Source organism: Burkholderia sp. DN3021 (assembly GCF_049805555.1).
GTDB lineage: Bacteria > Pseudomonadota > Gammaproteobacteria > Burkholderiales > Burkholderiaceae > Burkholderia > Burkholderia pyrrocinia_C.
The window spans coordinates 57212-81536 of the sequence record NZ_JBNCAB010000003.1 but is presented as its reverse complement, the minus strand read 5'-3'; the positions used below and the strand labels follow the sequence as shown (position 1 = coordinate 81536).

Genomic DNA, 24325 nt, shown 5'->3' with positions numbered 1-24325 from the left:
CGGGCCGATCGCGGCGCGCGTCGCGCCGCCGGGACTGCCCGCGCTTGGTTGAAAGTTGTCAGGTTACGCCGGGAAGAAAATCAGCGACGTCAGCAGGAACACGGGCACCAGGATAACGAGCGCCCAGCCGAGGTACGCGAAGAAGCTCGGCATCTTCACGCCGCGCGACTCCGCGATCGCCTTCACCATGAAATTCGGCGCGTTGCCGATATAGCTGTTCGCGCCCATGAACACCGCGCCCGCGGAGATCGCGGCGAGCGTCGACGCGCCCGTCGTCATCAGCGTCTGCGCATCGCCGCCCGCGAGGTTGAAGAACACCAGATAGGTCGGCGCATTGTCGAGGAACGACGAAAGCAGGCCCGTCGCCCAGAAATACATCGCGTCGATCGGCTTGCCGTCCGGCCCCGTGACGAGATGGACGATCTGTGCGAACGCGCCGTCCGCGCCCGCGCGCAGAATCACGATCACCGGCGCGATCGTCACGAAGATTCCCGCGAACAGCTTCGCGACCTCCTCGATCGGCGCCCAGTTGAACGCGTTTCCTTCACGTGCGGAACGCGGCGTCAGCGCGAGCGACGCGAGCGTCACGACCACGAGCGCGACGTCGCGCGCGAGGTTCTGCAACGCGACGTGCGTGCCCCACACGTCGAACGCGATGTCCGGCTTCCAGATGCCGCTCATCAGCACGAGCGCGACCACGGCCGCGAGCAGCACGAAGTTGATCTTGCCGTCGATCGACAGCGCCGCGCCGTCGGGCGTCGGGTCGAGCGCGGCCGGCCGCTCCTCGCCGCCCTTCCGGTAGAAATACGTGTCGAGCACGAAGAACAGCGCCAGCAGCACGACGCAGATGAACAGCATCGGCAGCGCGAGATGGGTCGTCGTCCAGAAGAAGCTCACGCCGTTCAGGAAACCGAGGAACAACGGCGGATCGCCGAGCGGCGACAGCGAGCCGCCCGCGTTCGCGACGAGGAAGATGAAGAAAATCACGACGTGCACGACATGCTTGCGGTTGTCGTTCGCGCGCAGCAGCGGCCGGATCAGCAGCATCGCGGCGCCGGTCGTGCCCATCACGCTCGCGAGCAGCGTGCCGAGCGCGAGGATCGCGGTGTTCAGCTTCGGCGATCCGTGCAGGTTGCCGTTCACGCAGATGCCGCCTGCCACCGTATAGAGCGCGGTGAGCAGCACGATGAACGGAATGTATTCCTCGAGCAGCGCATGCACGAGCGTGCCGAACGCGGTGCCCGCGCCGAACGCGAACGCGAACGGGATCAGGAACACGACCGCCCACCCCGCCGCAATCTTGCCGAAGTGGTGATGCCAGAATACCGGGGCAACGAGCGGGAACAGTGCGATGGACAGCAGGATCCCGGCAAACGGGATGCCCCAGAGCGCGGACAGTGTGGCACCGTCGAGCGTTGCGGCCGATGCAAGCGCGGGAACGGCGCCAAGCGCGACCCCCGACGCCATGCCCGCCCAGGCGGCATGTCGTTTCATGCAGAACTTCCTTGTTCGAGTGGCAGTGGATGCGGCGGGCGCGTCATGCGCCCCGGACGACGATCGCATGCACGCGGTACGGGCCGTGCGCGCCCAGTACGATGGTCTGCTCGATGTCGCCCGTGCGCGACGGGCCCGACACGAAATTGACCGCGCGCGGCAACTCGCCGCGCTCCGCACGGATCAGCGCGAACGCGTCTTCATGACCGGCGACGATCCGCGACGCGGGCACGATCGCGATGTGCGTCTCCGGCAGCAGGCCGGCCGATGCATAGGTATCGGGACCGGACAGCAGCACCAGCGAACCCGTTTCGGCGGTCGCGCAAAAGCAGCCCGTGAGGCCGACGAGATCGCCGTCGCGCGGCTTGCGGCACTCGACCGACAGGCCTGCGCCGGCCCAGTCGAGATCGGCCAGCGTGCGCCATGCGACGGCCTGCGTCGGCAGGCCGTGAGCGGAAAGATAGCGGGCAGCGGCGGCCGGTGCGTCGGCGAGCGCCGCGACTTCGTCGACCGTCGTCGACAGGCGTGCCGCTTCGTCGACGAATGCGGCAACGAGATCGGCCGGCATCGGCGGGCGCGGGCCCTGCGGATGGCGGGCGAGATAATCGGCGACGCCGTCGCGCTCCGCTGCATCGGGCTCGGCCGCGCGCCCCTGCGCCGCGCGAATGCGCGCGAGGATCTGGCGACGGGCAGCAGAAGTGTCCATGAACGGTCCTCGTGACGTTGGCGTGCAATACGTCGGATTATACCGGCCGCCCCTGCCGCCACGCACCTTCGACCGAACGGCCGACGCTCACTTCGACGCGTCTTCCTCGACCGGCTGCGCGATGCCGAACACCTGGCGCAGGTAGGCGAGATAGGCTTTGTCGTCGCACATGCTCTTGCCCGGCGAATCCGACAGCTTCGCGACCGGCTGGCCATTGCAGCGCACCATCTTGATCACGATCTGCAGCGGCACGTAGCCGAGGTCGTTGGTGAGGTTCGTGCCGACGCCGAACGCGAGCTTGCAGCGGCCGCGGAACCGTTCGTACAACTGCATGACCTTCGGGATGTCGAGCGCGTCCGAGAACACGAGCACCTTCGTGCGCGGGTCGCACCGGCTCGCCTCGTAATGGCGCAGCATCCGCTCGCCCCAGTCGAACGGATCGCCCGAATCGTGGCGCGCGCCGTCGAACAGCTTGCAGAAGTACATATCGAAGTCGTTCAGGAACGCATCCATCCCGTAGACGTCCGACAGCGCGATCCCGAGGTCGCCGCGGTATTCCTTCGCCCACATCTCGAAGCCGTAGATCTGCGAGTCGCGCAGCCTCGGGCCGAGCGCCTGGCACGCCTGCAGGTACTCGTGAGCCATCGTGCCGAGCGGCGTGATGTCGTGCTTCATCGCGTACAGCACGTTGCTCGTGCCCGCGAACTGCGGGCCGAGGCCGTCGCGCAGCGTGAGCGCGACTTCCTCGTGCCAGACCTTCGAGAAGCGCCGGCGCGTGCCGTAGTCGGCGATCTTGCAGTCGGCGAACTCGGGCTTCGCGCCGAGCAGCTTGATCTTCTCGCGCAGCCGCTCGCGGCCTTCGCGATAGTCGGGCTCGCGCTGCGTGTTGCGGAAATAGACTTCGTTGACGATCGCGAGCACCGGGATCTCGAACAGGATCGTATGCAGCCACGGCCCCTCGATCACGATGTCGATCTCGCCGTTGCCCTTCGGCGAAGGCGTGATCGAGATGTACTTTTCGTTCAGGTGGAACAGCGCGAGGAAGTCGACGAAATCGCTCTTGATGAAGCGCATCCGTCGCAGGTAGTCGAGTTCGACATCGGAAAAACGCAGCGAGCACAGGCCGCGCACCTCGTCGCGGATCTCGTCGATGTACGGCACGAGATCGACGCCTTGCGTGCGGCACTTGAAACGGTATTCGACGTTTGCGGCCGGGAAGTGATGCAGGACGACCTGCATCATCGTGAACTTGTAGAGATCCGTGTCGAGCAGCGAAGTGATGATCATGATTGCGGCACCGCCAATATCGTGACAGGGTCCCGGCGCACCGCGCGCCGCCCGGTCTGTCGGCCATGTTACTCGAATGCGGGCCCGACCATCGCGAAACCGCCTGCCGCGCTGCCCCGTCGCGCCGTATACGGCTTCCCCGTTGCGCGCCCCGCGGCGGCCCCCATAAACTAATCACGAAACGATATAAGCTAGAAAGGCGACCACGCCATGCGGGTTTTGCGCTTCAGTTACAATGCCGCTTTTGGCGCCAACGCCACCCCATATATACCGCCAAGCAGGAGCGTTTTAATGACTCACGTTGTGACCGAAGGCTGCATCAAGTGCAAATACACGGATTGCGTGGATGTGTGCCCGGTGGATTGCTTCCGTGAAGGTCCCAACTTTCTCGCCATCGATCCGGACGAGTGCATCGACTGCGCCGTGTGCGTTGCCGAGTGCCCGACCAATGCGATCTATGCCGAAGAAGACGTTCCGGGCGACCAGCAGCAGTTCACCCAGCTGAATGCCGAGCTGGCAAAGGGCTGGCCGTCGATCACGAAGACCAAGCCGGCACCGGCCGACGCGGACGAGTGGAAGGACGTGCAAGACAAGCTGCACCTGCTCGAGCGCTGATCGCGCGGCGGCCGCAGAAATTTTTTGTGCGGCGCACGCCAAAGGGGTTGACGGGTTAGCCGACACTCCATATAATCTCGTTTCTCTGCTGTTTGTTCCCCGATAGCTCAGTCGGTAGAGCGCCGGACTGTTAATCCGTAGGTCCCTGGTTCGAGCCCAGGTCGGGGAGCCAAAAACGCAAAGGCCCGTTGAAAGTGGACGGGCTTTTTGCTGGTAACCGAACACGCAGATGTACCGATTTATTCCCCGATAGCTCAGTCGGTAGAGCGCCGGACTGTTAATCCGTAGGTCCCTGGTTCGAGCCCAGGTCGGGGAGCCAGACAGCGAAAGGCCCGTCATTCGACGGGCCTTTTGTTTTTCCGGCCGCCCTTTCGCGTTTTCGTGGCCCGGTCCCGCGCATGCTAGAGTCTCTGTCCCGCATTCGCATCCGGTTCCGTCGATGAAGCACCGCCTTGCCACACCCGCTGCCCTCCTGCTCTCCGTTTTCGCCGCCGCGCCGCTCGCGCACGCGGAGGAAGTCGGCAGCGTCAACACCCATTTCCGCGTAACGGGCTCCGACCGCGTCGTCGTCGAGGCGTACGACGATCCGGTCGTGAACGGCGTGACCTGCTACGTGTCGCGCGCCCGCACGGGCGGCATCAAGGGCACGCTCGGCGTCGCCGAGGATCCGAGCGAGGCGTCGATCGCGTGCCGGCAGGTCGGCACGATCAGCTTCAAGGAACCGCTCAAGCAGCAGACCGACGTGTTCAGCGAACGCATGTCGTTCATCTTCAAGACGCTGCACGTCGTGCGCGTGGTCGACAAGAAGCGCAACACGCTCGTCTACCTGACCTACAGCGACCGCATCGTCAGCGGCAGCCCGAAGAACGCCGTCACCGCGGTGCCGATGCCGGCCGGCACGACGATTCCGGTCAAGTAAGGCCCGCACCTGACGGGCGCGCGAGCGATACACTGTCGGTTCGACCGCCCCCGCGCCCGATCATGTCCGCCACCCGCCTTCCAGACTCCGCACGCTACTGGCGCACGCCGCTGCTGCCGGAGGCAGATCTGGTCACGGCCACCTATCGCGACCACACGTTCGCGCCCCACTGGCACGACGCGTACACGATCCCCGTGATTCTCGAAGGCGCGGAACGCTTCACCTATCGCGGCAGCGGCCATGTCGCCGAAACGGGCACCGTGCCCGTGATCAATCCCGGCGAAGTGCATACGGGCTCGCGCGCGGCCGACGAAGGCTGGTGCTATCGCGTCAGCTACATGCCGGTCGAATTCATCCGCGAACTCACGAGCGCGATCGCCGGCCGCCCGCAGGACGCGCCGTGGTTTGCCCCCGACGTGATTCGCGACGCCGACCTCGCGGCCCGGCTCGCGCTGGCGCACCGGATGATGGAAGCCGGCAGCGAGCGCGCGCTGTCCTCCCATGCGCACGGGCAGCCGGCCGACGATCCGGCGGCCGGCGATCCAGCCTCCGGCGCACCGCGCATCTATGATCCGCTCGCCGCCGAAACGGCCATGCTCGACGCGCTGTCGACGCTGATCGTGCGCCATGCCGACGCGCAGCCGCGACCGGCGCCGCTCGCGGCGGACGAGCCGCGCGTCGATGCGATGCGCGAGCGGCTCGCCGCCGATCTCACGTGCACGGTGACGCTCGACGAAGTCGCGCAGGCGGCCGGCCTGTCGCCGTTCCACGCGGCGCGCCTGTTCACGCGTACGACCGGCATGCCGCCGCATGCCTGGCGCAACCAGCTGCGCTTGCAGCGCGCGCTGGCGCCGCTGCGGGCGGGCGTGCCCGTCGCCGACGTCGCGGCGGCCAGCGGCTTCGTCGACCAGAGCCACTTCACGCGGCATTTCAAACGGATGTTCGGCGTGCCGCCCGGGCGCTGGCAGGCGAGCTGACGCGCGGCTTCCCGCATCCGGCCGCTCGCTTGCCGCTGCGCCGACAAACGCCCGGGCAGCCACCCCGCCCGCGACCGCAAGAACATACAAGCCCGAAAACCACCGGCCCGCTATCCTCCAGCGCATGGAGGAGCACGCTTTGAACCCGACACCCGCATCGCCCCGTCGCCGCCCGCTCAACGAATGGCTCGACGGCGCGCGCGACACGATCCCGATGACGATCGGCGCGGCGCCGTTCGGCGTGATTTTCGGCACGCTCGTCGGCGGCGGCCCGCTTGCCGCATGGCACGGCGTGCTGATGTCGCTCGCCGTGTTCGCGGGCTCCGCGCAGTTCATCGCGCTCGGCCTGATCGCGGGCAGCGCGAGCTTCGTCGTCGTACTCGCGACGACGCTGATCGTGAACCTGCGCCACCTGCTGTACAGCGCGACGCTCGCGCCCTATGTCGCGCACCTGCCGCTGCGCTGGCGCGCCACGCTCGGCGCGCTGATGACCGACGAGGTGTTCGCGGTCGCCTATGCGCACTACCGGCACTTCCCGCCCGGTACGATCGGCCCGCACTACTTTTTCGGCTCCGGGCTCGCGATGTACCTGAACTGGCAGGTCTGGACGCTCGCGGGCATCGGCTTCGGCGCGGCATTCCCGGGCCTGCAGTCGCTCGGCCTCGATTTCGCGATGGCGGCGACCTTCATCGCGATCGTCGTCCCGCAGCTCGGCACGCTGCGCTATTTCGCGGCGGCCGCGACGGCCGGCACGCTCGCGTACTTCTGGCAGGGCTGGCCGTACAAGCTCGGGCTGCTCGGCGCGGTTGCCGCCGGCGTCGCGATCGGCGTCGCGCTGACACTGCGGCACGAGCGCTCGCGCGCGCGGTCACGCACGGAGGCCGCATCGTGAGCTACGCGCTGCTGATCCTCGGGATGGCCGTCATCACCTACGCAATCCGCACGACGCTGTTCCTGTTCGGCGAGCGGCTGACCTTCCCGCCGCTCGTGCGGACCGCGCTCGGCTTCGTGCCCGTCACCGTGCTGACCGCGATCATCGTGCCGATGACCGTCTCGCCGCATGGCGGCACGGCCGAACTGACCTGGCGCAATCCGCAGCTCGTCGGCGCGCTCGCCGCCGTGCTCGTGTCGGCGGCGACCCGCCGCCCGCTCGTGACGATCGCGGCGGGCCTCGCGGTGTTCTTTTTCTGGCAAGGGATCGTGCTGCCGCACTGGCTGCCCGCCTGAGCGGACACTCCACCACGCGCGCTCAAGTTTCCGCGCGGCGCGCCGATATAGGAAATGAAAACCCGCCACCGGCCTCGGCGCGCACCGGTCAGTCGACGCTGCGCCCGCACCGGTGCGCCGTGCCGACCGCCGGCCTGCGCGGGCCGCCATCGAGACGATTCATGGGCCAGATCACCCTTTCCCTCAAGGACGACACGCTCGAGTCCCTGCGCAAGGACTACGACGCGTTCGTCCGCGTGTCGCTGAAACTCGACCCGCAGTTCGCGACACCGTCGTTCGAGGATTTCCTGCGCGCGAAGCTGCTCGACAACATGGTTCCGCTGACCGAGCACGCGGTGCAGCGCATGCTGCAGGGCGGCCAGTACGCGTGGGCAAAGCGCACGCTAGACAAGGAATTTCCGGACGTCGTCGCGATCCTGATGCGGCAGGCCGGCGAATTCGGCTTCGGCTTCGCGTCGCGCTCCGAATGGACACCCGACGAACTCGCGAGGGCATGCCGCGACTGGGCGAAGGCGATCGTCGCCGAGGCGCAGGGCGACCCGGCGCAGATCGACCCGCTCGCGTCGCAGATCAAGGGCGCGGCTCAGGACATCCAGGCGCTCGAAGAACTGATGCAAACGCCCGCATGGCGGCTCGCGGAATCGCTGCGGCAACGGATTTACGAGGCCAAGCTCGCATGCGAGATGAGCGTCGGCAGCACCGCGCGCGACAAGCTCGGCGAACTGCGCGGATTGCTGCGGCTCGGGCTCGCACATGGCTCGTTCCAGAAACAGGAAGCGCAGCAGATCATGGAATACCTGCGGCTGCTGAAACCGGAGATCTTCGTCGAAGAGCCGTACGACGTCTTCGCGCGGCTCGCTGCGTGGCTGCGCAGCGTATTCACGCCGGCTGCCGCGCGCCCCGCGCAGGGACAAGGCCAGGGACAGCGTCGGCCGTGACCGCACGCCCGCGCTGCTGAAAGCATAAACACATGAAAACGGCCCGGTTCGCGCGAAGCGAACCGGGCCGCCGGACGGCCGCCGTCGCGACGCGCCGTCCAGGGCGAGCGTCGCGCGGCGCCAGGCACCGCTTACTGCGTGGCGCCCTGGGCCGATGCACCGCCCTCCGCGCCGACCGATGCACCGCCTTCGGTCGCTTCGCCGGCCTTCGCCTTGGCCGAGCCAACATGGCTCTTGGCCGACTTCGCGGCGTGCTTCGCGTGCTTCTTGGCCGAGTGGACGGCCGACGACGCCGTATCCTTCGCGCCGTCGGCTGCCGCGCCGACCGCATCGGTTGCGCCGCCGACCGCATTGCCCGACGCGTTCGCGCCGGCGCTGCCCTGCACGCCCGCGCCGACACCCGCTGCCGGGGTCTGCGCCTGCACGCCGGCACCTGCCGCGCCCTGCGCCGCCGTGCCCGTCTGGGCAAACGCGGCCGAAGTGGCGAACGCCGTCAGCGCGGCACCGATCAGCATCGTACGAATCTTGGACATGACAATCCTCCTCAAGAAGTTGTGGGCGCGAACCGCAGCGATGCGGTCCGTCGCGTCCCCCGCCGCAACACGCAGCAGGTACGACAAAAGACCCGCGGCCCGCACGGCAGGTTCTCGAATCTCTCAGACTGTTACCCACCGTTTCATTTGCTGACGAATCGCTCACAGTCCTTAACATCTGCGTGCCGCGACCGCCCGCGCTCGCGCGCCGGCCCGCGGTGCCGTATGATGCGAGGCGATTCCTTCCGCGCATTGCGCACCTTCTTCGTCATGCCCAACCTGGATTTCACGCTGACCGGCGAATACGTCGAGCTGCACAACCTTCTGAAGATCACCGGCCTCGCGGACAGCGGCGGTACCGCGAAGCTGATCGTCGCGTCCGGTGCGGTGAAAGTCGACGGCGCGGTCGAGCTTCGCAAGACCTGCAAGATCCGCGCGGGCCAGGTCGTGCTGCTCGGCGACACGCGCATCGCGGTGCGCGAGGCTTAGGGCCTGTTCCCCCTGTCCGCGACATGGCCATCGGCGCGCGCGTTCGACACGGTACGAATAAAGCCGTAAGCTAGCCGTCTCTCAAAATAAATACAGACAGCGCGGGCCCGCACCCGCGCGAGCGCCCATTCCATGTCGCACTCCGGTCTCACGCGGACGGCCTCCGCGCCGCCGTCGCTGTCCAGTCACGCTGCCGATACCGCGCGCCTCGCCGCACCGCTCGCGATCGCGCAACTTTCACAAATGGCGATGAGCGTCACCGACACGGTGCTGCTCGGTTCGCTCGGCCCCGATTCGCTCGCGGCCGGCGGTCTCGGCGCGAACTTCTTCTTCGTCATCGTCACCATTCTGCAAGGCGTGCTGTCGTCGGTCAGCGTGAGCGTCGCACATGCGCGCGGCGCCCAGGCCGAGGACCGCGTGCCGCACATCTACTGGACCGGGTTCGCGCTGTCCGTGCTGCTCGCGATTCCGGCAATCGTCGCGCTGTCGCTGGCCGAACCGATCCTGCTGATGTTCCACGAGCCGCCGCTGCTCGCGCATCACGTCGGCGAATACACGGGCATCCTGCGCTTCGCGGCGCTCGGCAGCCTGATCGGCGTCGGGCTGATGCGCGCGTTCCTGCCGGCGATCGGCGCCGCGCGGCGGCTGCTGTGGGTGTCGATCGGCGGCGTCGGCGTCAACGGCGTGCTGAACTACGGGCTGATCCACGGCGCATTCGGGCTGCCGCGCCTCGGCTTTCTCGGGTCGGCGGTCGCGACGACGATCACGATCTGGCTCACCGCGCTCGCGCTGATCTGGCTGCTGCACGGCCGGCAGCGCTTCCGCCATTTCGTGACCGCGGCGCGCCCGAAGCTGCCCGTGATGGGCGAGCTGATCGGCATCGGCTGGCCCGTTGCGATCACGTACGGGGTCGAATCGACGCTGTTCCTCGGCACCGGCCTCACGGTCGGCGTACTCGGCGCGACGTCGCTCGCCGCGCACCAGATCGCGCTGAACGTCGCGTCGGTATCGTTCATGGTGCCGCTCGCGATCGGCCAGGCCGCCAACGTCCGGGTCGGCTACTGGGTCGGCGCGGGCTCGCCCGTCGCCGCGCGGCATGCGGGCTTCGTCGCACTCGCGCTCGGCGTCGCGTTCATGTCGCTGTCGGGCGTCGTGATGATCGTCGCGCCGCACACGATCGTCGGCCTGTATCTTCATCTCGACGACCCGGCCAATGCGGCCACGGTGTCGCTCGCGGCATCGCTGCTCGGCATCGCCGCGGTGTTCCAGATCGTCGACGGGATGCAGACCGTCGCGTCGGGCGCGCTGCGCGGCTTGAAGGACACGCGCATCCCGATGCTCGCCGCGACCTTCGGCTACTGGGGCATCGGCTTCCCGACCGGCTACTGGTTCGCGTTCCATGCGGGCCTCGGCGCGCGCGGCCTGTGGTGGGGGCTCGCGGCCGGCCTCGCGAGCGTCGCGGCGCTGATGGCATGGCGCTTTCATCTGAAGACCGCGTCGCTCATCGCGGCGCGGCATTGAGCGCGACACGACACGAAATCGCGGCCGACGCTATGCTTGTCGGCTGAAGGCCCGAAGTCCCGAAGACGCCGCGCGAGCGGCGCGACTGCCTCACGATACGCCCGGCGCCGCGCATTGCGCGGCCTTTCCCCTTTCCAAGAGGAGTGCATCATGAACGAAGCAGTTCGGATGGAACGCGACACGTTCGGCGAGATCGCCGTGCCGGCCGACCGGCTCTGGGGCGCGCAGACCGAGCGCTCGCTGCAGAATTTCCGGATCTCGACGGAGAAGCAGTCGCCCGAGCTGATCCACGCGCTGGCGATCGTCAAGCGTGCCGCGGCGGCCGTGAACCAGTCGCTCGGCGTGCTGGCCGACGACAAGGCGCGCGCAATCATCGACGCGGCCGACGAGATCATCGCCGGCAAGCATCCGCGCGAATTCCCGCTCGCGGTCTGGCAGACGGGCTCCGGCACGCAGACCAACATGAACCTCAACGAGGTGATCGCGAACCGCGCGAGCGAGCTGATGGGCGGCGCGCGCGGCGAAGCGCGCAAGGTTCATCCGAACGACGACGTGAACCGCGGCCAGTCGTCGAACGACGTGTTCCCGACCGCGATGCACGTCGCGGCCGCGTACGCGATCGTCAATCACCTGCTGCCGGCGCTGCGCGCGCTGCGCACGACGCTCGACGCGAAATCGAAGGCGTTCGGCGACATCGTGAAGATCGGCCGCACGCACCTGCAGGACGCGACACCGCTTACGCTCGGCCAGGAGTTTTCCGGCTATGTCGCGCAGCTCGACCAGAGCATCCGTCACGTCGAATCGGCGCTGCCGCACCTGTACGAACTCGCGCTCGGCGGCACCGCGGTCGGCACGGGGCTGAACGCGCATCCGGAGTTCGCGGTGCGCGTCGCCGACGAAATCGGCCGCCTGGCGAAGCTGCCGTTCGTGACGGCGCCGAGCAAGTTCGAGGTGATGGCGGCGGCCGACGCGCTGGTGTTCGCGCACGGCGCGCTGAAGACCGTCGCGGCCGGCCTGATGAAGATCGCGAACGACGTCCGCTGGCTCGCGAGCGGGCCGCGCTGCGGGCTCGGCGAGCTGTCGATTCCGGAGAACGAGCCGGGCAGCTCGATCATGCCTGGCAAGGTGAACCCGACACAGTCGGAGGCCGTGACGATGCTGTGCTGCCAGGTGTTCGGCAACGACGTCGCGGTCAACGTCGGCGGCGCGAGCGGCAATTTCGAACTGAACGTGTTCCGGCCGATGATCGCGCACAACGTACTGCAATCGGTGCGGCTGCTCGCCGACGGCGCGCAGAGCTTCAACGACCACTGCGCGGTGGGCATCGAGCCGAATCGCGCGCGCATCGACCTGCTGCTGAACGAATCGCTGATGCTCGTGACGGCGCTCAATCCGCATATCGGCTACGACAAGTCCGCGCAGATCGCGAAGAAGGCGCACAAGGAAGGCACGACGCTGAAGACCGCCGCGCTCGCGCTCGGCTATCTGACCGAGGCGGAATTCGATGCGTGGGTGCGACCCGAGCAGATGATCGGCTCTCGGTAACGGCAGGACGACGGGCACGGCCCGAAGGGCGCGGCGCCCGTGCCGGTCAGACCGTGCCCTTCGCGACCTCTTCCGGCTTCAACTCGACGATCTTGTCGAGCGCGGCCCGCACGTCGGCCGCATATTTCGCGAGCACCTTCTGTTCGTCGGTCTCGGGCACGAACGGCGGCACCGGCACCGGGTTGCCGTTCTCGTCGACCGCGACGAACACGACCAGGCAATCGGTCGTCTGGCGCAACACGCCGCCCTTCGGATCGCCGGCGTGCACGGATACATGGATGTGCATGCTGGTGCGCCCCGTCGCGACGACGCGCGCCTTCAGCTCGACGAGATTGCCGACCAGGATCGGGCGCTGGAAACGGATGTTGCCGACACTGACCGTCACGCAATAGCGGCTCGACCAAACGGCCGCGCATGCATACGCGACCTCGTCGATCCACTTCATCAGCGCGCCGCCATGCACCTTGCCGCCGAAGTTCACGGACGACGGCTCGGCGAGGAAGCGGAATACGGTTTCGGTGCGGTCGAGAGCGGCCGGTACGGGGGACGGTTGGGGCATCTTGTTGGCTCCGGGCGGCAGGGGCGCTGTAATCGGGCCATTATACGTTGCACTGCGGCAACGCGCCGCGGGGCGCCCCATGTGGCGCGGCGGCGCCGACGCGCCTGACACGTACGCGGATCGGCGCCCGTCAGCGGCGTATCGTGATGCCCTGGTCGATCGTCCCGTACATCTCGAGGCTGCCGCCCCGCTCGCCGGCAGCGCCCGCGCCGCCCTGCGCACAGGCCGAGCAGACGAGCACGGCCGCCAACAGGCAGAAAATCGTCTTCATCATTGCATCGTGTCACGTGCGGCGGCCCGCTGCCGCCGCGTCCGGCCATTCTACGCGTGCCCCGCACGGGGCCGCAGTCCGGTCTTCCGCAGGGTCGGTGCCCGCGCCGGTACCGCTATTCGACATTTCAGCCGGATCCGAAACATCGAATGCCCGCACCCACTACACTGCAAGTCATCCCGCCTGACGAGACACGACGATGACCGATCACGACGACCACCACTTTCCGGGCCTGAGCCGCATCGGCGCGCTGATCGCCGACCCGGGGCGCGCCGCGATGCTGTGGGTGCTGATGGACGGCAGCGCCCGACCGGCCGGCGAACTGACGATGATCGCGGGGCTGTCGCCGTCCGCGGCAAGCGCGCATCTCGCGCGGCTGACCGAAGGCGGCCTGCTCGCGCTCGAAGTGCGCGGCCGGCACCGCTATTACCGGATCGCATCGTCCGACATCGCGGCATCGCTCGAGGCGCTCGCGAACGTCGCCCGCGCGGCCGCGCCGCACCGCCCGGTTCCGCCGCCGTCGCGCACGGTGCCGGCCGAACTGCGCTACGCACGCACCTGCTACGACCACATGGCCGGCGAACTCGCAGTGCGCATCTTCGACGGGCTCACCGCGCGCGGCTGGCTGCTCGCCAACGGCGATGAGATCGAGACCACCGAACTCGGCACCCGGGCGCTCGCGCAATGGGGCATCGACGTCGCCCAGCAGCGCGCGCGCCGGCGCCGCTTCGCGTGCGGCTGTCTCGACTGGAGCGAGCGGCGCTCGCATCTCGGCGGCGCGCTCGGCGCCGCACTGCTCGAGAGCTTCTGTGCGCACGGCTGGATCGAGCGCTCCGCACGACCGCGCGTGCTGCGCGTCACCGTGCCCGGACAGCAGGTTTTCGACGGGTGGCTTACGTCCGCTTGACGCCAGCATTGCAGCTGCACGACAACGGCTCGCGATGGACAGGTTTTGTTACATGGCGTGCCATCCGGCTTACAAAACACCGAGCACTGAAACAGACCGAGCGGATATTGTGAACTCAACGGCACGAATCGACGCGCCGCGATAACGACGAAGACGCTCACCATGGCCCCCCTGTTCACGCTCAAGCGATCCGCCCGCTATACGCTGCTCGCGTTCGTCGCGCTTGCGACGCTGCCCCCCGCATTCGCACAATCGGCCGATGCCCCGCCGTATGCGGCCGCGGCCCGGCAACCGGGCGGCGATCCGCCGGGCCGCGTCGCGCGGCTCAATTACCTGTCGGGCGCCGTGACGACCGAACCGGCCGGCACCGATACATGGTCGTATGCCGCCGTGAACCGGCCGCTGACGACCGGCGACCAGCTCTGGAACGATGCCGGCGCGCGCTCGGAACTGCACATCGGCTCGACCGCAGTGCGGCTCGGCAATTCGACGAGCCTGTCGGTGCTGAACCTCGACGACACGACGACGCAACTGAAGGTCGGCCTCGGCACCGTATCGACGCACGTGCGCCAGCTGCCGGCCGGCGGATCGTACGAAATCGACACGCCGAACCTCGCGCTCGGCATCACGGGCCCCGGCGACTACCGCGTCGATGTCGCGCCGAACGGAGCGAGCACGACGGTCACGGTGCGCAGCGGCAGCGCGACCGTCTACGGCAGCAACGGACAATACCCGCTGTCACCCGGACAGCAGGTCGTGTTCACGGGCACCGACCTGCAGGTTGCGCAGCAATCGCCCGCGCCGGGCCCCGATGCGCTCGACCAGTGGGCCGCCAGCCGCGACGCGGCCGAGGAGCGCTCGGTATCGGCCCGCTATGTGTCCCGCGACGTTCCCGGCTACCAGGATCTCGACGCGAACGGCACGTGGCGCGAAACCCCGAATTACGGCTCGGTATGGGTGCCGAACGACACGCCGGCCGACTGGGCGCCGTATCACGACGGCCACTGGATCTGGCAGGCACCGTGGGGCTGGACGTGGGTCGACGATGCACCGTGGGGCTTCGCTCCGTATCACTACGGCCGCTGGGCGTACGTGGACGATAGCTGGGCATGGGTGCCCGGCCCGATGGTCGTCAGCCAGCCGCCCGTCTATGCGCCGGCGCTCGTCGCGTTCGTCGGTGGCGGCGGCGGTCCCGACTGGAGCGTCGCGCTCACCGTCGGTGGCGTCGCCGCGGCCGGCTGCGCATGGTTCGCGCTCGGCCCGGGTGAGCCGTGGCACCCCGGCTGGGGCGGCTGGAGCCCGCACTACTACGATCGCGTGAACCGCAACATCGTGGTGAACAACGTCAACGTGAACAAGACCGTGAACGTGACGAACATCACCAATATCACCAACATCAACAAGACGTACGTGAACTTCCACGCGCCGCACGCGATCACGGCCGTGCCGGCCTCCGCGTTCGTGCACGGTCAACCTGTTGCGCACTTCTCGCAGCATGTCGATCCGCAGCAATGGCGCAATGCGCACGTGACACCGGGTACGCCCGGTATCGCGCCGGTGCGCCAGAGCTTTACCGGCGGGCTGCGCAATGCCGGCTACCGTCCGCCGGAGGCGATCGCGCAGCACCCGTACGTCGCGACGCGCAATCCTGCCGTGCCGGCCGCGTATCGCGACCAGGCCGCCGCCCACCTTGCACAGCAAGGCGCACGCGTACCGGGCGCCGGCGCCCCCGTCGTGAAGACGAACGTGCCGGCCGACTACTCGGCTCGCCCGGTTCGCGTTCCGGGCAACCCGAACGGCGGCGCATGGGCAATGCACAACGTGCAGCTCGTGAATCCGCACGGCCCCGTCGTGCAACCTTCACGCGCGCCGCGCGAAGGCCAGCCGCCAGCCGCGCAGGCCGGACGGCCGGGCGCACCGGTGCCGGGCGCGCCGACGATCGCGCGGCCGGCGAACGGCGAGAACCCCAATGCGCCGCGCTTCGCCAACGGCGGCATGCCGCAGGCACCGGGCAACCCGGCGCCGCGCCAGGCGTTCGGGCCCGGAAACGGTGTCCCGCACCCGCCGGTGGCCGGCAATTTCCCGTCGGGCAACGGCAACGCACACGCAGCCGAAGCGCCGTCACCGGCGTGGATGCAGCCGCACACGCCGATGGAGCGTCAGCGCCCCACCCCGCCGGCCGCGCTGCACGCGGCAGGACAGAATGCGCTGCCGCCCGTGCGCAGCGCGGTGCCGGTGCCGCATCCGGACGGCGCGCCGGCTCCGCAGGGCGCGCAGCCCGGCGGCCGGAACGAAGCGCCGCGCGCGCTGCCGCAGCCGAGGTTCGACAATACGGCGCAAATCCCGCAGCCGCGTCCGCGCCCCGAATTCCCGACGCCGGCCCAGCATGGGCAGCCGCAACCGGAACGGGCCGCCCCCGCGCCGCAACCGCGCCCCGAATTCCCGCAACCGGCGCCACGCCGCGAAGTCGCGCCGCCGCGCGTGAACGAGTACCGTCCGCCGGCCCCCGCCGCACATGAAATGCCGCGCCCTCAGCCGCAGGCGCCGCGCATGGAGCCACGGCCGTCAATGCCCGCACCGCATGTGGAATCGCGCCCGTCGATGCCCGCACCGCACGTGGAACCGCGCCCGTCGATGCCTGCGCCCCGGATGGAACCGCGGCCGCAACCGGCACCGCACGTCGAGGCGCCGCGCCCGAGCAACCCGCCGCCGCAAGGCGGTCACGAAGAGCGGCACCGCCAGTAAGTGCCTCAAACGTGAAGCAAAAAGGCCCGACCGGCTGATGCCGGTCAGGCCTTCTTTCTGCGGGGGCCGCGCGATCAGACCGCCATCGGCGCGGTCAGCGGCTCATGGTGGCGATAGCCGACGAGCGAGAAATCGGACGGCTCGATCTGCTCGAGCCACTCGGGCGCGTAGACGCCCGTCTTCGCGTATTCAGGCACGCGCTCGGCGATCTCGAGCCGCGGGCTTTCGTACGGCTCGCGTGTGAGCTGCTGCTGCAGCATGTCGAGCTGGTTCTCGTAGATGTGCGCGTCGCCGATGAAATACGTGAACCAGCGCGGCGTATAGCCCGTCAGCCGGCCGACGAGCGACAGCAGTGCGGCCCCTTCCGTCAGGTTGAACGGCGTGCCGAGCCCGACGTCGTTGCTGCGGATGTACAGGCACAGCGAGATCTCGCGCTTCGTCGCATTCGGCAGGAACTGGTACAGCAGATGGCATGCGGGCAGCGCGATCTGGTCGAGCACGGCCGGATTCCACGCGTGAAACAGGATACGACGGTCGGCCGGATTCTCCATGATCGTGTCCAGGCACTGGCGCAACTGGTCGATCGCCTTGTACAGCAGCACCTTCGGTGCGCCGTCTTCGTCGAAACGCGTGACGATCCGGAAGCCGCGACGCGTCGCGTCGGCGATCTGCGCATCGGCGCCCGCATCGAGCACCTTGTAGCCCGGCCACTGGCGCCATTGCACGCCGTACACGTCGCCGAGATCGTCGACGCCCTGGCGGTACGGGTTCGCGAGCCACTGCGCGTTCTCGTTCGCATTCGCGTCCCACACCTTGCAGCCGAGCGCGCGGAAATCGGCCGCGCTGCGCGACGCGCGCAGGAAGCCGACCAGTTCGCCGACCGCGGACTTGAACGCGAGCTTCTTGGTCGTGACGGCCGGGAAGCCTTGCTGCAGGTCGAAGCGCAGCATCGCGCCCGGCATGCTGATGGTGCGGATCCCCGTGCGGTTCTCCTGCCAGGTGCCGGTATCGAGAATGGTACGAACGAGGTCGAGATACTGTTTCATGCGGGTTCCTTCGGCCGCGAGGGCGGCCGTACCCGCCAATTTTAGCAAGCGTGATGCGGAAACTCCGGCAACGACGCAGGAAACCCCGCCAGCGCGTCGCCGCGATCGCGCATTCCGTGCGCGCACATCAGCCGGTAGAGCGTGACGCGCGACACGCCGAGTTCGCGCGCGGCATCCGCGAAACGGCCGCGATGGCGCAGCAGCGCCTGCTCGATCGCCTGCCGTTCGGCCGCCTCGCGCGCCTCCAGCAGCGACACGGGCGCGAGCGTCGCGTAGTCGTTCAGCTCGAGATCGGCCGCGGTGATCATCCGGCCCTCCGACATCACGATCGCGCGGCGCACGCGATTGATCAGCTCACGCACGTTGCCCGGCCACGAATAGCCGTACAGCGAGGCCACCGCATCAGGGGAAAAGCCGCGCAGGCGGCGATGCGCATCGCCCTTGAAACGCTCGAGCATGTGGCGCGCGATCACCTCGATGTCCTTGCCCCGCGCGCGCAGCGGCGGCTCCTCGATCTTCAGCACGCACAGGCGATGGAACAGGTCCTCGCGGAACCGCCCTTCGCGCAGCGCCGCTTCCATGTCCACGTGCGTCGCGCAGATCACCCGCACATCGACCGGCACCGACACGTGCGCACCGAGCCGCTCGATCTTGCCTTCCTGCAGGAAGCGCAACAGGCTCGCCTGGCTTTCGAGCGGCAGGTCGCCGATCTCGTCGAGAAACAGCGTGCCGCTGTTGGCGGCCTCGACGCGGCCGATCTTGCGCTGGTTCGCACCGGTGAACGCGCCGCGCTCATAGCCGAACAGCTCGGCCTGCAGCAGCGTCGACGGGATCGCACCGCAATTGATCGCGATGAACGGCGCCTGCGCACGCGACGAGCGCTCGTGAATCGCGACCGCCGTCAATTCCTTGCCCGTGCCCGATTCGCCGGAGATGAACACCGGCGCATCGGTCGCCGCGACGCGACGGATTGTCCTGAAGAGTCCGAGCATCGCATCGCAGGTGCCGACCATCTCGCCTTCGCTGCGGCCCGCACCGGCAAGCGGCGCAACGGGCTCGGTCAGCGCGACCATGCCATGCGCATGACCGACGGTCTCGACGATCCGCGACATCTCGTACGGCATCGTCACGTAGTCGAAGCAATAGTCGCGAATGAGATGGCGCAGCGTGGCGTCCTGCAACTGGCCGCGCCGCGTCGCCGCGATCCAGCCGATGTGCTGGATGCTCAGGCAGGATTCGAGTTCGCGCAGGTCCGAGGGCTTGAAGCCCGGCGAGAAATCGAGCAGGCCGGCCGTTGCAACGCCGTGCTGCACGACGCGCCGTACGTCGCGCACGGTCTCCGCGAGATCGACGCGCCAACCGCATTCGTCGAAATGGCCGCGCAACGCATCGTTCGGTTCGCGCGAGTAATAGATCACGTGCCGCTGATCGGCTCCCATAGCCCACCCCGTTCATCAACCATCTAACGATTGCCGCGCACGCCAAGTCGCGTGCGAAAGGATCGAATCGGGTCAGCCCAAGATGGCTCGATTCGCCATGCCGATGCGCGGCAACGACAAAGCCTCGCATGATGGCGCTTATCTCGCGTCCGTTTTTTTTGATCAACACAGCTTAGTTATAGGCACTGAATGCGACAATCCGATTTCAGCGCCTCGGGCGATGCGGTCAAATCGCTCGGGAAGTCGACGCATGTCAATCATCTGCACATAGCACCTGCACAGCGCAGCGCTCTTGCATCGACACACGCGTCGATTTTCATCCTTGTAGCGTATCGATTGAATCCGCAGTATTCCCAAGCCCCCTCGTTTCAGGCCTGAAACACTTTCAGGCGTTTTTCGCCGCCATTGTCAACGCGTGTGCGCGAATCGCAGTCGTGACAAGGGTCCCGGCGCGATGGCATGTATTTCGCTGCATAGGAATACATCGGAGACAGCGACCATGCGAAAACATCTGTTACTTTCCTTCGTGCCGATGGCGATTTCGCTCTCGGCCGCCGGCCCGCCCGCGCCGGCGCACGCGGATGAAAACGTGAAGCTGGATCGCGCGATGCTGCTCGCCGAAAACGCGCCAGGCATGCAGCCCGGCAACGGGTTCGGCATCGTGACCGTGTCGGCACCGCAACCGCTGCCGGCCGGCAAGGCTTCAGTGACGCTGTGGGACGAGATCCCGCCTCCGCCCCTGTTGCCGACACCGCTCCCGGTACCGCAGCCACGCGACGTGCAGCACGCGATGGAAAAAAACGCACAAGGCACCACGCACCAGTGAGCATGCGCCAATCCATTCGATGAGGATTCCATATCTATTCGAATCTGCCGGACAGCATCGATCGCGCGCCCCTCACCGCCCCGCGACACGAAACGTTTTTTGTGCTCCGTCCCCCGGCGGGCACTCTTTTTACTCAGTCCGTCGCCGCGCCGCATTGCATCGCGCATCGCGGCGCGCAACACCGGAAAGCCGATGCACGTGCGAGGAATCCGGCAGGCACCGCCGTTCCGGTAGAATCGGCGCCATTCCGGCTTTCCTCTTCTCCGACCTTCATGACGACGTTGACCCTGATCGTCGCGCGTGCCCGCAACGGCATCATCGGCCGCGACAACCAGTTGCCCTGGAAACTTCCCGAGGATCTCGCGTTCTTCAAGCGTACGACGATGGGCGCGCCGATCGTGATGGGCCGCAAGACCCACGAGTCGATCGGCCGGCCGCTGCCGGGCCGCCGCAACATCGTCGTCACGCGCGACGCAACGCGCCGCTTCGATGGCTGCGACACGGTCACGTCGCTCGCCGACGCGCTGGCCCTCGTCGCGCGCGACGGCGTGCCCGAAGCATTCCTGATCGGCGGTGCGCAACTCTACGCGGAAGGCCTCGTGCTCGCGGATAAACTGATCGTCACCGAGATCGATGCCGACTTCGACGGCGATGCATCGTTCCCTGCGCCCGACGCCGCGCACTGGCAGGAAGTTTCGCGCGATGCACACCAGGCCGCCGCGCCGAACACGTTCGGTTATGCGTTCGTCGTCTACGAACGCAAGCGCGTCTGACGCGTCACGCACAATGAGCAAAGCCCGACCGGCTCGCGCCGGTCGGGCTTTTTCGTTTCGTGGCGGCCTGCGCCGCGGGCGGCTTACTGCCCTGCGATCGTCATCTGCTCGATCAGCACCGAGCCCGTTTCCTTCGTACCGCGGACGATCGAATCCGCGCCGATCGCGACGATATGCCGGAACATCTCCTGCAGCGTGCTCGCGACGGTGATTTCCTCGACCGGATACTGGATCACGCCGTTCTCAACCCAGAAACCTGCCGCGCCGCGCGAATAGTCGCCCGTCACATAGTTCACGCCCTGCCCCATCAGCTCGGTCAGCAGCAGGCCCGTACCGAGCTTCTTCAGCATCGCGTCGAAATCGTCGCCCGGCTGCGTGTTCGAGCTGCGCAGCGCGAGGTTGTGCGAGCCGCCCGCGTTGCCGGTGGTCTGCGTGCCGAGCTTGCGTGCCGAATAGGTCGACAGGAAGTAGCCTTCGACGACGCCGTCCTTGACGACGCTGCGCGCGCGCGTACGTACGCCTTCCTCGTCGAACGGCGCGCTGCCCATCGCGCGCGGCACGTGCGGATCCTCGACGACCTGGATGTGCGGCGCAAACACCGGCTTGCCGAGGCTGTCGACGAGGAACGACGTCTTGCGGTACAGCGCGCCGCCGCTCACGGCCTGTACGAATGCGCCGAGCAGGCCGGCCGCGAGCGGCGCCTCGAACAGCACGGGCACCTTGCGGGTGTCGAGACGGCGCGCGCCCATCCGCGCGAGCGCACGCTCGGCCGCATAACGGCCCACCGCCTCGGGTGCCGCGAGATCGATCGCGCTGCGCTTCGACGAATACCAGTCGTCGCGCTGCATTTGACGGCCGCTGCCCGCGATCGGCGCGCAGGCGATGTAGTGGCGCGAGTACGGATAGCCGGACAGGAAGCCGCGCGACGTCGCGAGCACGAACTGCGAATGCTGCGCCGACACGCTCGCGCCTTCCGAATTGCGGATCTGCGGGCTGACCGCGAATGCGGCGTCTTCCGCGCGGCGGGCAAGTTCGACGGCCTCGTCGGCAGTCAGCGCCCACGGATGATAGAGATCGAGGTCGCGCGGGTCGGTTTCGAGCAGCTCGGCCTCGGCGAGGCCGGCCGCTTCGTCCTCGGCCGTGAAACGTGCGATGTTGTAGGCGGCGGCGACGGTATCCTTGATCGCGGCCGGTGAAAAATCGGACGTGCTCGCGTTGCCGCGCTTCTTGCCGATGAACACGGTCACGCCGACCATCTTGTCGCGGTTGTGCTCGATCGTTTCGACTTCGCCGCGGCGCACCGACACCGATAGGCCGTCGCCCTCGGAGATTTCGGTCGCGGCGTCCGTCGCGCCGAGTGCCTTCGCATGGCGAAGGATGTCCGACGCGATTTCTTTGAGCTGGTCCTGCGTGTGCGGGAAATAGCGCGCTTGTACGTCGAGATTGGCTGCCATCGTCTTGGTATCCGGTGGCGGGCGGGCGCCCGCATGTTCAAAATGTTGCGTATCCCGCGATCATAGCAAGGTCCGGGGACGGACACAGACAAGCTTGGGGTGTCCGCGCCGCGATACAATGCCGCCCATGACACGCAAAACCCGAATTCAGCCGATCGAGCATGCCGTCGAAGACGACGACAACGGCTACGATCGCCCCAGCAAATCCCAACTCAAGCGCGAGATGCACGAGTTGCAGGTGCTCGGCCAGGCGCTCGTCGACCTGCCGAAGGACGCGCTCAAGCGCATGCCGATGCCGGAAGCCCTCGCGGACGCCGTTCGCGAGGCGCGCCGGATCACCGATCACGAAGGCAAGCGCCGCCAGCTCCAGTACGTCGGCCGCGTGATGCGCTCGCTGGCCGACGACGAGACGGCCGCGCTGCGCACCGCGCTCGACGCGCAGCGCGGCGTGAACAAGGCCGCGACGGCCCGCCTGCATTGGATCGAGCGCACGCGCGAACAGTTGCTCGCCAGCGACGACGCACTGACCGAATTCCTGCGCCGGCACCCCGACGCCGACATCCAGGAAGGCCGCACGCTGATCCGCAACGCGCGCAAGGAAGCGCAGCAAGGCAAGCCGCCGCGCTATTTCCGCGAACTGTTCCAGTGGATCAAGACCGCGAGCGGCACGCCCAACGAGGACGACGAAGCGGCCGACGACACCGGAGACGACCATGACGACGACGAAGCGTAACCACCCGGACGAGCTCGTCGTCGGTCTCGTATCGATCAGCGACCGTGCCAGCACGGGTATCTACGAAGACAAGGGCATTCCGGCGCTACAGGAGTGGCTCGCGGGCGCGCTGGTCTCGCCGTGGCGCGCCGAAACCCGGCTGATCCAGGACGACGCGCCGACGATCTCCGCGACCCTCGCCGAGCTCGTCGACGTCGCCGGCTGCGACCTCGTGCTGACGACGGGCGGCACGGGCCCCGCGCGCCGCGACGTGACGCCCGAGGCCACGCTGGCCGTGGCGACGAAGGAAATGCCGGGATTCGGCGAACAGATGCGGCAGATCAGCCTGAATTTCGTGCCGACCGCGATCCTGTCGCGGCAGGTCGCGGTGATTCGCGAGACGGCCGACCATGCGGCGCTGATCATCAACCTGCCCGGCCAGCCGAAGTCGATCCGGGAAACGCTCGAAGGGCTGCGCGACGCCGACGGCAAGTCGACCGTGCCCGGCATCTTCGCAGCGGTGCCCTACTGCATCGACCTGATCGGCGGCCCGTACATCGAGACCGACGCCGCGGTGGTCGCGGCGTTCCGGCCGAAAAGCGCGCGGCGCTGAGCGTTTGTCGAGCGCTGAGCGCGTGCCGGCCCGCTCAGGCGGCCGGCGCGGACTCTCCTGCCGACGCCGGCGCGGCCGGAATCAGGAAATGCTCGCGGTAGTACTTCAGCTCGTCGATCGACTCGTGGATGTCAGCGAGCGCCGTGTGCATCGCGCGTTTCTGGAAGCCCTTGTAGATCGCGGGCTGCCAGCGGCGGCACAGCTCCTTCAGCGTGCTGACGTCGAGATTGCGGTAGTGGAAGAATTTCTCGAATTCGGGCATCCAGCGCGCCATGAAACGGCGGTCCTGGCAGATCGAGTTGCCGCACATCGGCGACTTGCCGGGCGACACGTACTGCGCGAGGAACGCCTGCAGTTGCGCGGCGGCTTCCGCCTCGGTCACGGTCGACGCGCGCACGCGGTCGATCAGGCCCGAGCGGCCGTGCGTCGACTTGTTCCAGTCGTCCATCTTCGCGAGCGTTTCGTCGCTCTGGTGGATCGCGAACACGGGGCCTTCGACGGCAACGTCGAGCGTGGAATTGGTCACGACGACCGCGATCTCGATGATGCGGTCGTTATCCGGGTCGAGGCCCGTCATCTCCATGTCGAGCCAGACGAGGTTCAACTCGTTGCGCACGAGCGTGGGCTGGCTGGCGGAAGCGGCGGTATCGGTCATGAGTCATCCTGGAAAATGGCGGACGGCGCGCGACGCCGCCCGGGCGGCCGGCAACGCATCAGCGGGCCCGGTCC

At 67.8% G+C, this 24325-nt stretch carries 25 protein-coding genes and 2 tRNA genes; 17 read left to right on the top strand and 10 right to left on the bottom strand.

From position 1 onward, the window contains the following. Window positions 1–63: 63 nt before the first annotated feature. The 3 genes from ACPUER_RS02660 to pncB all read right to left on the bottom strand — a co-directional run bounded on the left by ACPUER_RS02660 (window position 64) and on the right by pncB (window position 3487). Window positions 64–1494, bottom strand: coding sequence for a sodium:proton antiporter (locus ACPUER_RS02660; RefSeq protein ID WP_131947309.1), 1431 nt, complete (start codon window positions 1492–1494; stop codon window positions 64–66). A gap of 43 nt (window positions 1495–1537) precedes the next feature. Then, window positions 1538–2200: a LutC/YkgG family protein gene (locus tag ACPUER_RS02655; RefSeq protein ID WP_111017539.1), complete on the bottom strand. Its 663-nt coding sequence runs from the start codon at window positions 2198–2200 to the stop codon at window positions 1538–1540. An 87-nt stretch (window positions 2201–2287) separates the two neighbouring features. After that, a complete protein-coding gene (gene pncB / locus ACPUER_RS02650) occupies window positions 2288–3487 on the bottom strand; it encodes a nicotinate phosphoribosyltransferase (protein ID WP_425130291.1) in 1200 nt (399 codons plus the stop codon). Between the two features lie 291 nt (window positions 3488–3778). On the opposite strand from pncB, the gene fdxA reads away from it, so the two are divergent. The 8 genes from fdxA (at window position 3779) to ACPUER_RS02610 (ending at window position 8163) form a co-directional block, all read left to right on the top strand. Continuing rightward, window positions 3779–4102 (top strand): ferredoxin FdxA, encoded by a 324-nt coding sequence (fdxA, locus tag ACPUER_RS02645; protein WP_310137022.1) that lies wholly within the window; start codon window positions 3779–3781, stop codon window positions 4100–4102. A 96-nt stretch (window positions 4103–4198) separates the two neighbouring features. Next, window positions 4199–4274, top strand: a tRNA-Asn gene (locus ACPUER_RS02640). A gap of 71 nt (window positions 4275–4345) precedes the next feature. Further along, a tRNA-Asn gene (locus tag ACPUER_RS02635) sits at window positions 4346–4421 on the top strand. Between the two features lie 120 nt (window positions 4422–4541). Then, complete coding sequence (locus tag ACPUER_RS02630) at window positions 4542–5021, top strand: CreA family protein (RefSeq protein ID WP_425130290.1); 480 nt, start codon at window positions 4542–4544, stop codon at window positions 5019–5021. Window positions 5022–5083: 62 nt separating this feature from the next. Continuing rightward, entirely contained in the window at window positions 5084–5998 is a 915-nt protein-coding gene (locus ACPUER_RS02625) for an AraC family transcriptional regulator (protein ID WP_425130289.1), read from the top strand. A 124-nt stretch (window positions 5999–6122) separates the two neighbouring features. Continuing rightward, window positions 6123–6890: an AzlC family ABC transporter permease gene (locus ACPUER_RS02620; RefSeq protein ID WP_425130288.1), complete on the top strand. Its 768-nt coding sequence runs from the start codon at window positions 6123–6125 to the stop codon at window positions 6888–6890. Then, on the top strand, window positions 6887–7225 hold the full coding sequence (locus tag ACPUER_RS02615) for an AzlD domain-containing protein (RefSeq protein WP_034183072.1): 339 nt from the start codon (window positions 6887–6889) through the stop codon (window positions 7223–7225). Before ACPUER_RS02620 ends, ACPUER_RS02615 begins: the two co-directional genes overlap by 4 nt. A 161-nt stretch (window positions 7226–7386) precedes the next feature. Then, window positions 7387–8163, top strand: a complete 777-nt coding sequence (locus ACPUER_RS02610) for a DUF4088 family protein (protein WP_175963733.1) — start codon at window positions 7387–7389, stop codon at window positions 8161–8163. Between the two features lie 131 nt (window positions 8164–8294). Here ACPUER_RS02610 and ACPUER_RS02605 read toward each other — a convergent pair whose 3' ends face one another. Then, complete coding sequence (locus ACPUER_RS02605; protein ID WP_425130287.1) at window positions 8295–8696, bottom strand: hypothetical protein; 402 nt, start codon at window positions 8694–8696, stop codon at window positions 8295–8297. A 270-nt stretch (window positions 8697–8966) separates the two neighbouring features. Here ACPUER_RS02605 and ACPUER_RS02600 point away from each other — a divergent pair, with 270 nt between their 5' ends. The 3 genes from ACPUER_RS02600 (at window position 8967) to fumC (ending at window position 12251) form a co-directional block, all read left to right on the top strand. After that, window positions 8967–9185: an RNA-binding S4 domain-containing protein gene (locus tag ACPUER_RS02600; protein WP_006486208.1), complete on the top strand. Its 219-nt coding sequence runs from the start codon at window positions 8967–8969 to the stop codon at window positions 9183–9185. A gap of 132 nt (window positions 9186–9317) precedes the next feature. After that, window positions 9318–10706: a multidrug efflux MATE transporter NorM gene (norM, locus tag ACPUER_RS02595; RefSeq protein ID WP_175963731.1), complete on the top strand. Its 1389-nt coding sequence runs from the start codon at window positions 9318–9320 to the stop codon at window positions 10704–10706. 150 nt (window positions 10707–10856) lie between these two features. Further along, window positions 10857–12251 carry a class II fumarate hydratase gene (gene fumC, locus ACPUER_RS02590; protein ID WP_425130286.1) on the top strand — a complete coding sequence of 465 codons (1395 nt, stop codon included), beginning with the start codon at window positions 10857–10859 and terminating at the stop codon, window positions 12249–12251. A 46-nt stretch (window positions 12252–12297) separates the two neighbouring features. On the opposite strand, the gene ACPUER_RS02585 is transcribed toward fumC, so the two are convergent. Further along, window positions 12298–12810 (bottom strand): acyl-CoA thioesterase, encoded by a 513-nt coding sequence (locus ACPUER_RS02585; RefSeq protein ID WP_072436029.1) that lies wholly within the window; start codon window positions 12808–12810, stop codon window positions 12298–12300. Window positions 12811–12940: 130 nt separating this feature from the next. Then, complete coding sequence (locus ACPUER_RS02580; protein ID WP_425130285.1) at window positions 12941–13081, bottom strand: hypothetical protein; 141 nt, start codon at window positions 13079–13081, stop codon at window positions 12941–12943. Between the two features lie 199 nt (window positions 13082–13280). Between ACPUER_RS02580 and ACPUER_RS02575 the strand changes: the two genes are divergently transcribed. Next, a complete protein-coding gene (locus tag ACPUER_RS02575; protein WP_072436030.1) occupies window positions 13281–13988 on the top strand; it encodes an ArsR/SmtB family transcription factor in 708 nt (235 codons plus the stop codon). Between the two features lie 162 nt (window positions 13989–14150). Continuing rightward, a complete protein-coding gene (locus ACPUER_RS02570) occupies window positions 14151–16733 on the top strand; it encodes a DUF6600 domain-containing protein (protein ID WP_425130284.1) in 2583 nt (860 codons plus the stop codon). Window positions 16734–16807: 74 nt separating this feature from the next. On the opposite strand, the gene ACPUER_RS02565 is transcribed toward ACPUER_RS02570, so the two are convergent. Further along, window positions 16808–17779, bottom strand: coding sequence for a thymidylate synthase (locus ACPUER_RS02565; protein WP_072436420.1), 972 nt, complete (start codon window positions 17777–17779; stop codon window positions 16808–16810). A gap of 41 nt (window positions 17780–17820) precedes the next feature. Further along, window positions 17821–19218, bottom strand: a complete 1398-nt coding sequence (locus ACPUER_RS02560) for a sigma-54 dependent transcriptional regulator (RefSeq protein WP_072436032.1) — start codon at window positions 19216–19218, stop codon at window positions 17821–17823. A gap of 499 nt (window positions 19219–19717) precedes the next feature. On the opposite strand from ACPUER_RS02560, the gene ACPUER_RS02555 reads away from it, so the two are divergent. Together ACPUER_RS02555 and ACPUER_RS02550 are read left to right on the top strand one after the other, a co-directional pair. Next, window positions 19718–20044, top strand: coding sequence for a hypothetical protein (locus ACPUER_RS02555; RefSeq protein WP_310137029.1), 327 nt, complete (start codon window positions 19718–19720; stop codon window positions 20042–20044). Between the two features lie 272 nt (window positions 20045–20316). Then, a complete protein-coding gene (locus ACPUER_RS02550; RefSeq protein ID WP_111017552.1) occupies window positions 20317–20817 on the top strand; it encodes a dihydrofolate reductase in 501 nt (166 codons plus the stop codon). Between the two features lie 83 nt (window positions 20818–20900). Here the strand turns inward: ACPUER_RS02550 and pmbA are convergent, their stop codons facing one another. Then, on the bottom strand, window positions 20901–22271 hold the full coding sequence (gene pmbA / locus ACPUER_RS02545) for a metalloprotease PmbA (protein ID WP_072436035.1): 1371 nt from the start codon (window positions 22269–22271) through the stop codon (window positions 20901–20903). Between the two features lie 127 nt (window positions 22272–22398). Between pmbA and yjgA the strand changes: the two genes are divergently transcribed. Both yjgA and mog read left to right on the top strand, forming a co-directional pair. Beyond that, window positions 22399–23004, top strand: coding sequence for a ribosome biogenesis factor YjgA (gene yjgA / locus ACPUER_RS02540; protein ID WP_425130283.1), 606 nt, complete (start codon window positions 22399–22401; stop codon window positions 23002–23004). Continuing rightward, window positions 22985–23596, top strand: a complete 612-nt coding sequence (mog, locus tag ACPUER_RS02535; RefSeq protein ID WP_425130282.1) for a molybdopterin adenylyltransferase — start codon at window positions 22985–22987, stop codon at window positions 23594–23596. Before yjgA ends, mog begins: the two co-directional genes overlap by 20 nt. A gap of 34 nt (window positions 23597–23630) precedes the next feature. Here the strand turns inward: mog and orn are convergent, their stop codons facing one another. Next, on the bottom strand, window positions 23631–24251 hold the full coding sequence (orn, locus tag ACPUER_RS02530) for an oligoribonuclease (RefSeq protein WP_425130281.1): 621 nt from the start codon (window positions 24249–24251) through the stop codon (window positions 23631–23633). Between the last annotated feature and the right edge of the window lie 74 nt (window positions 24252–24325).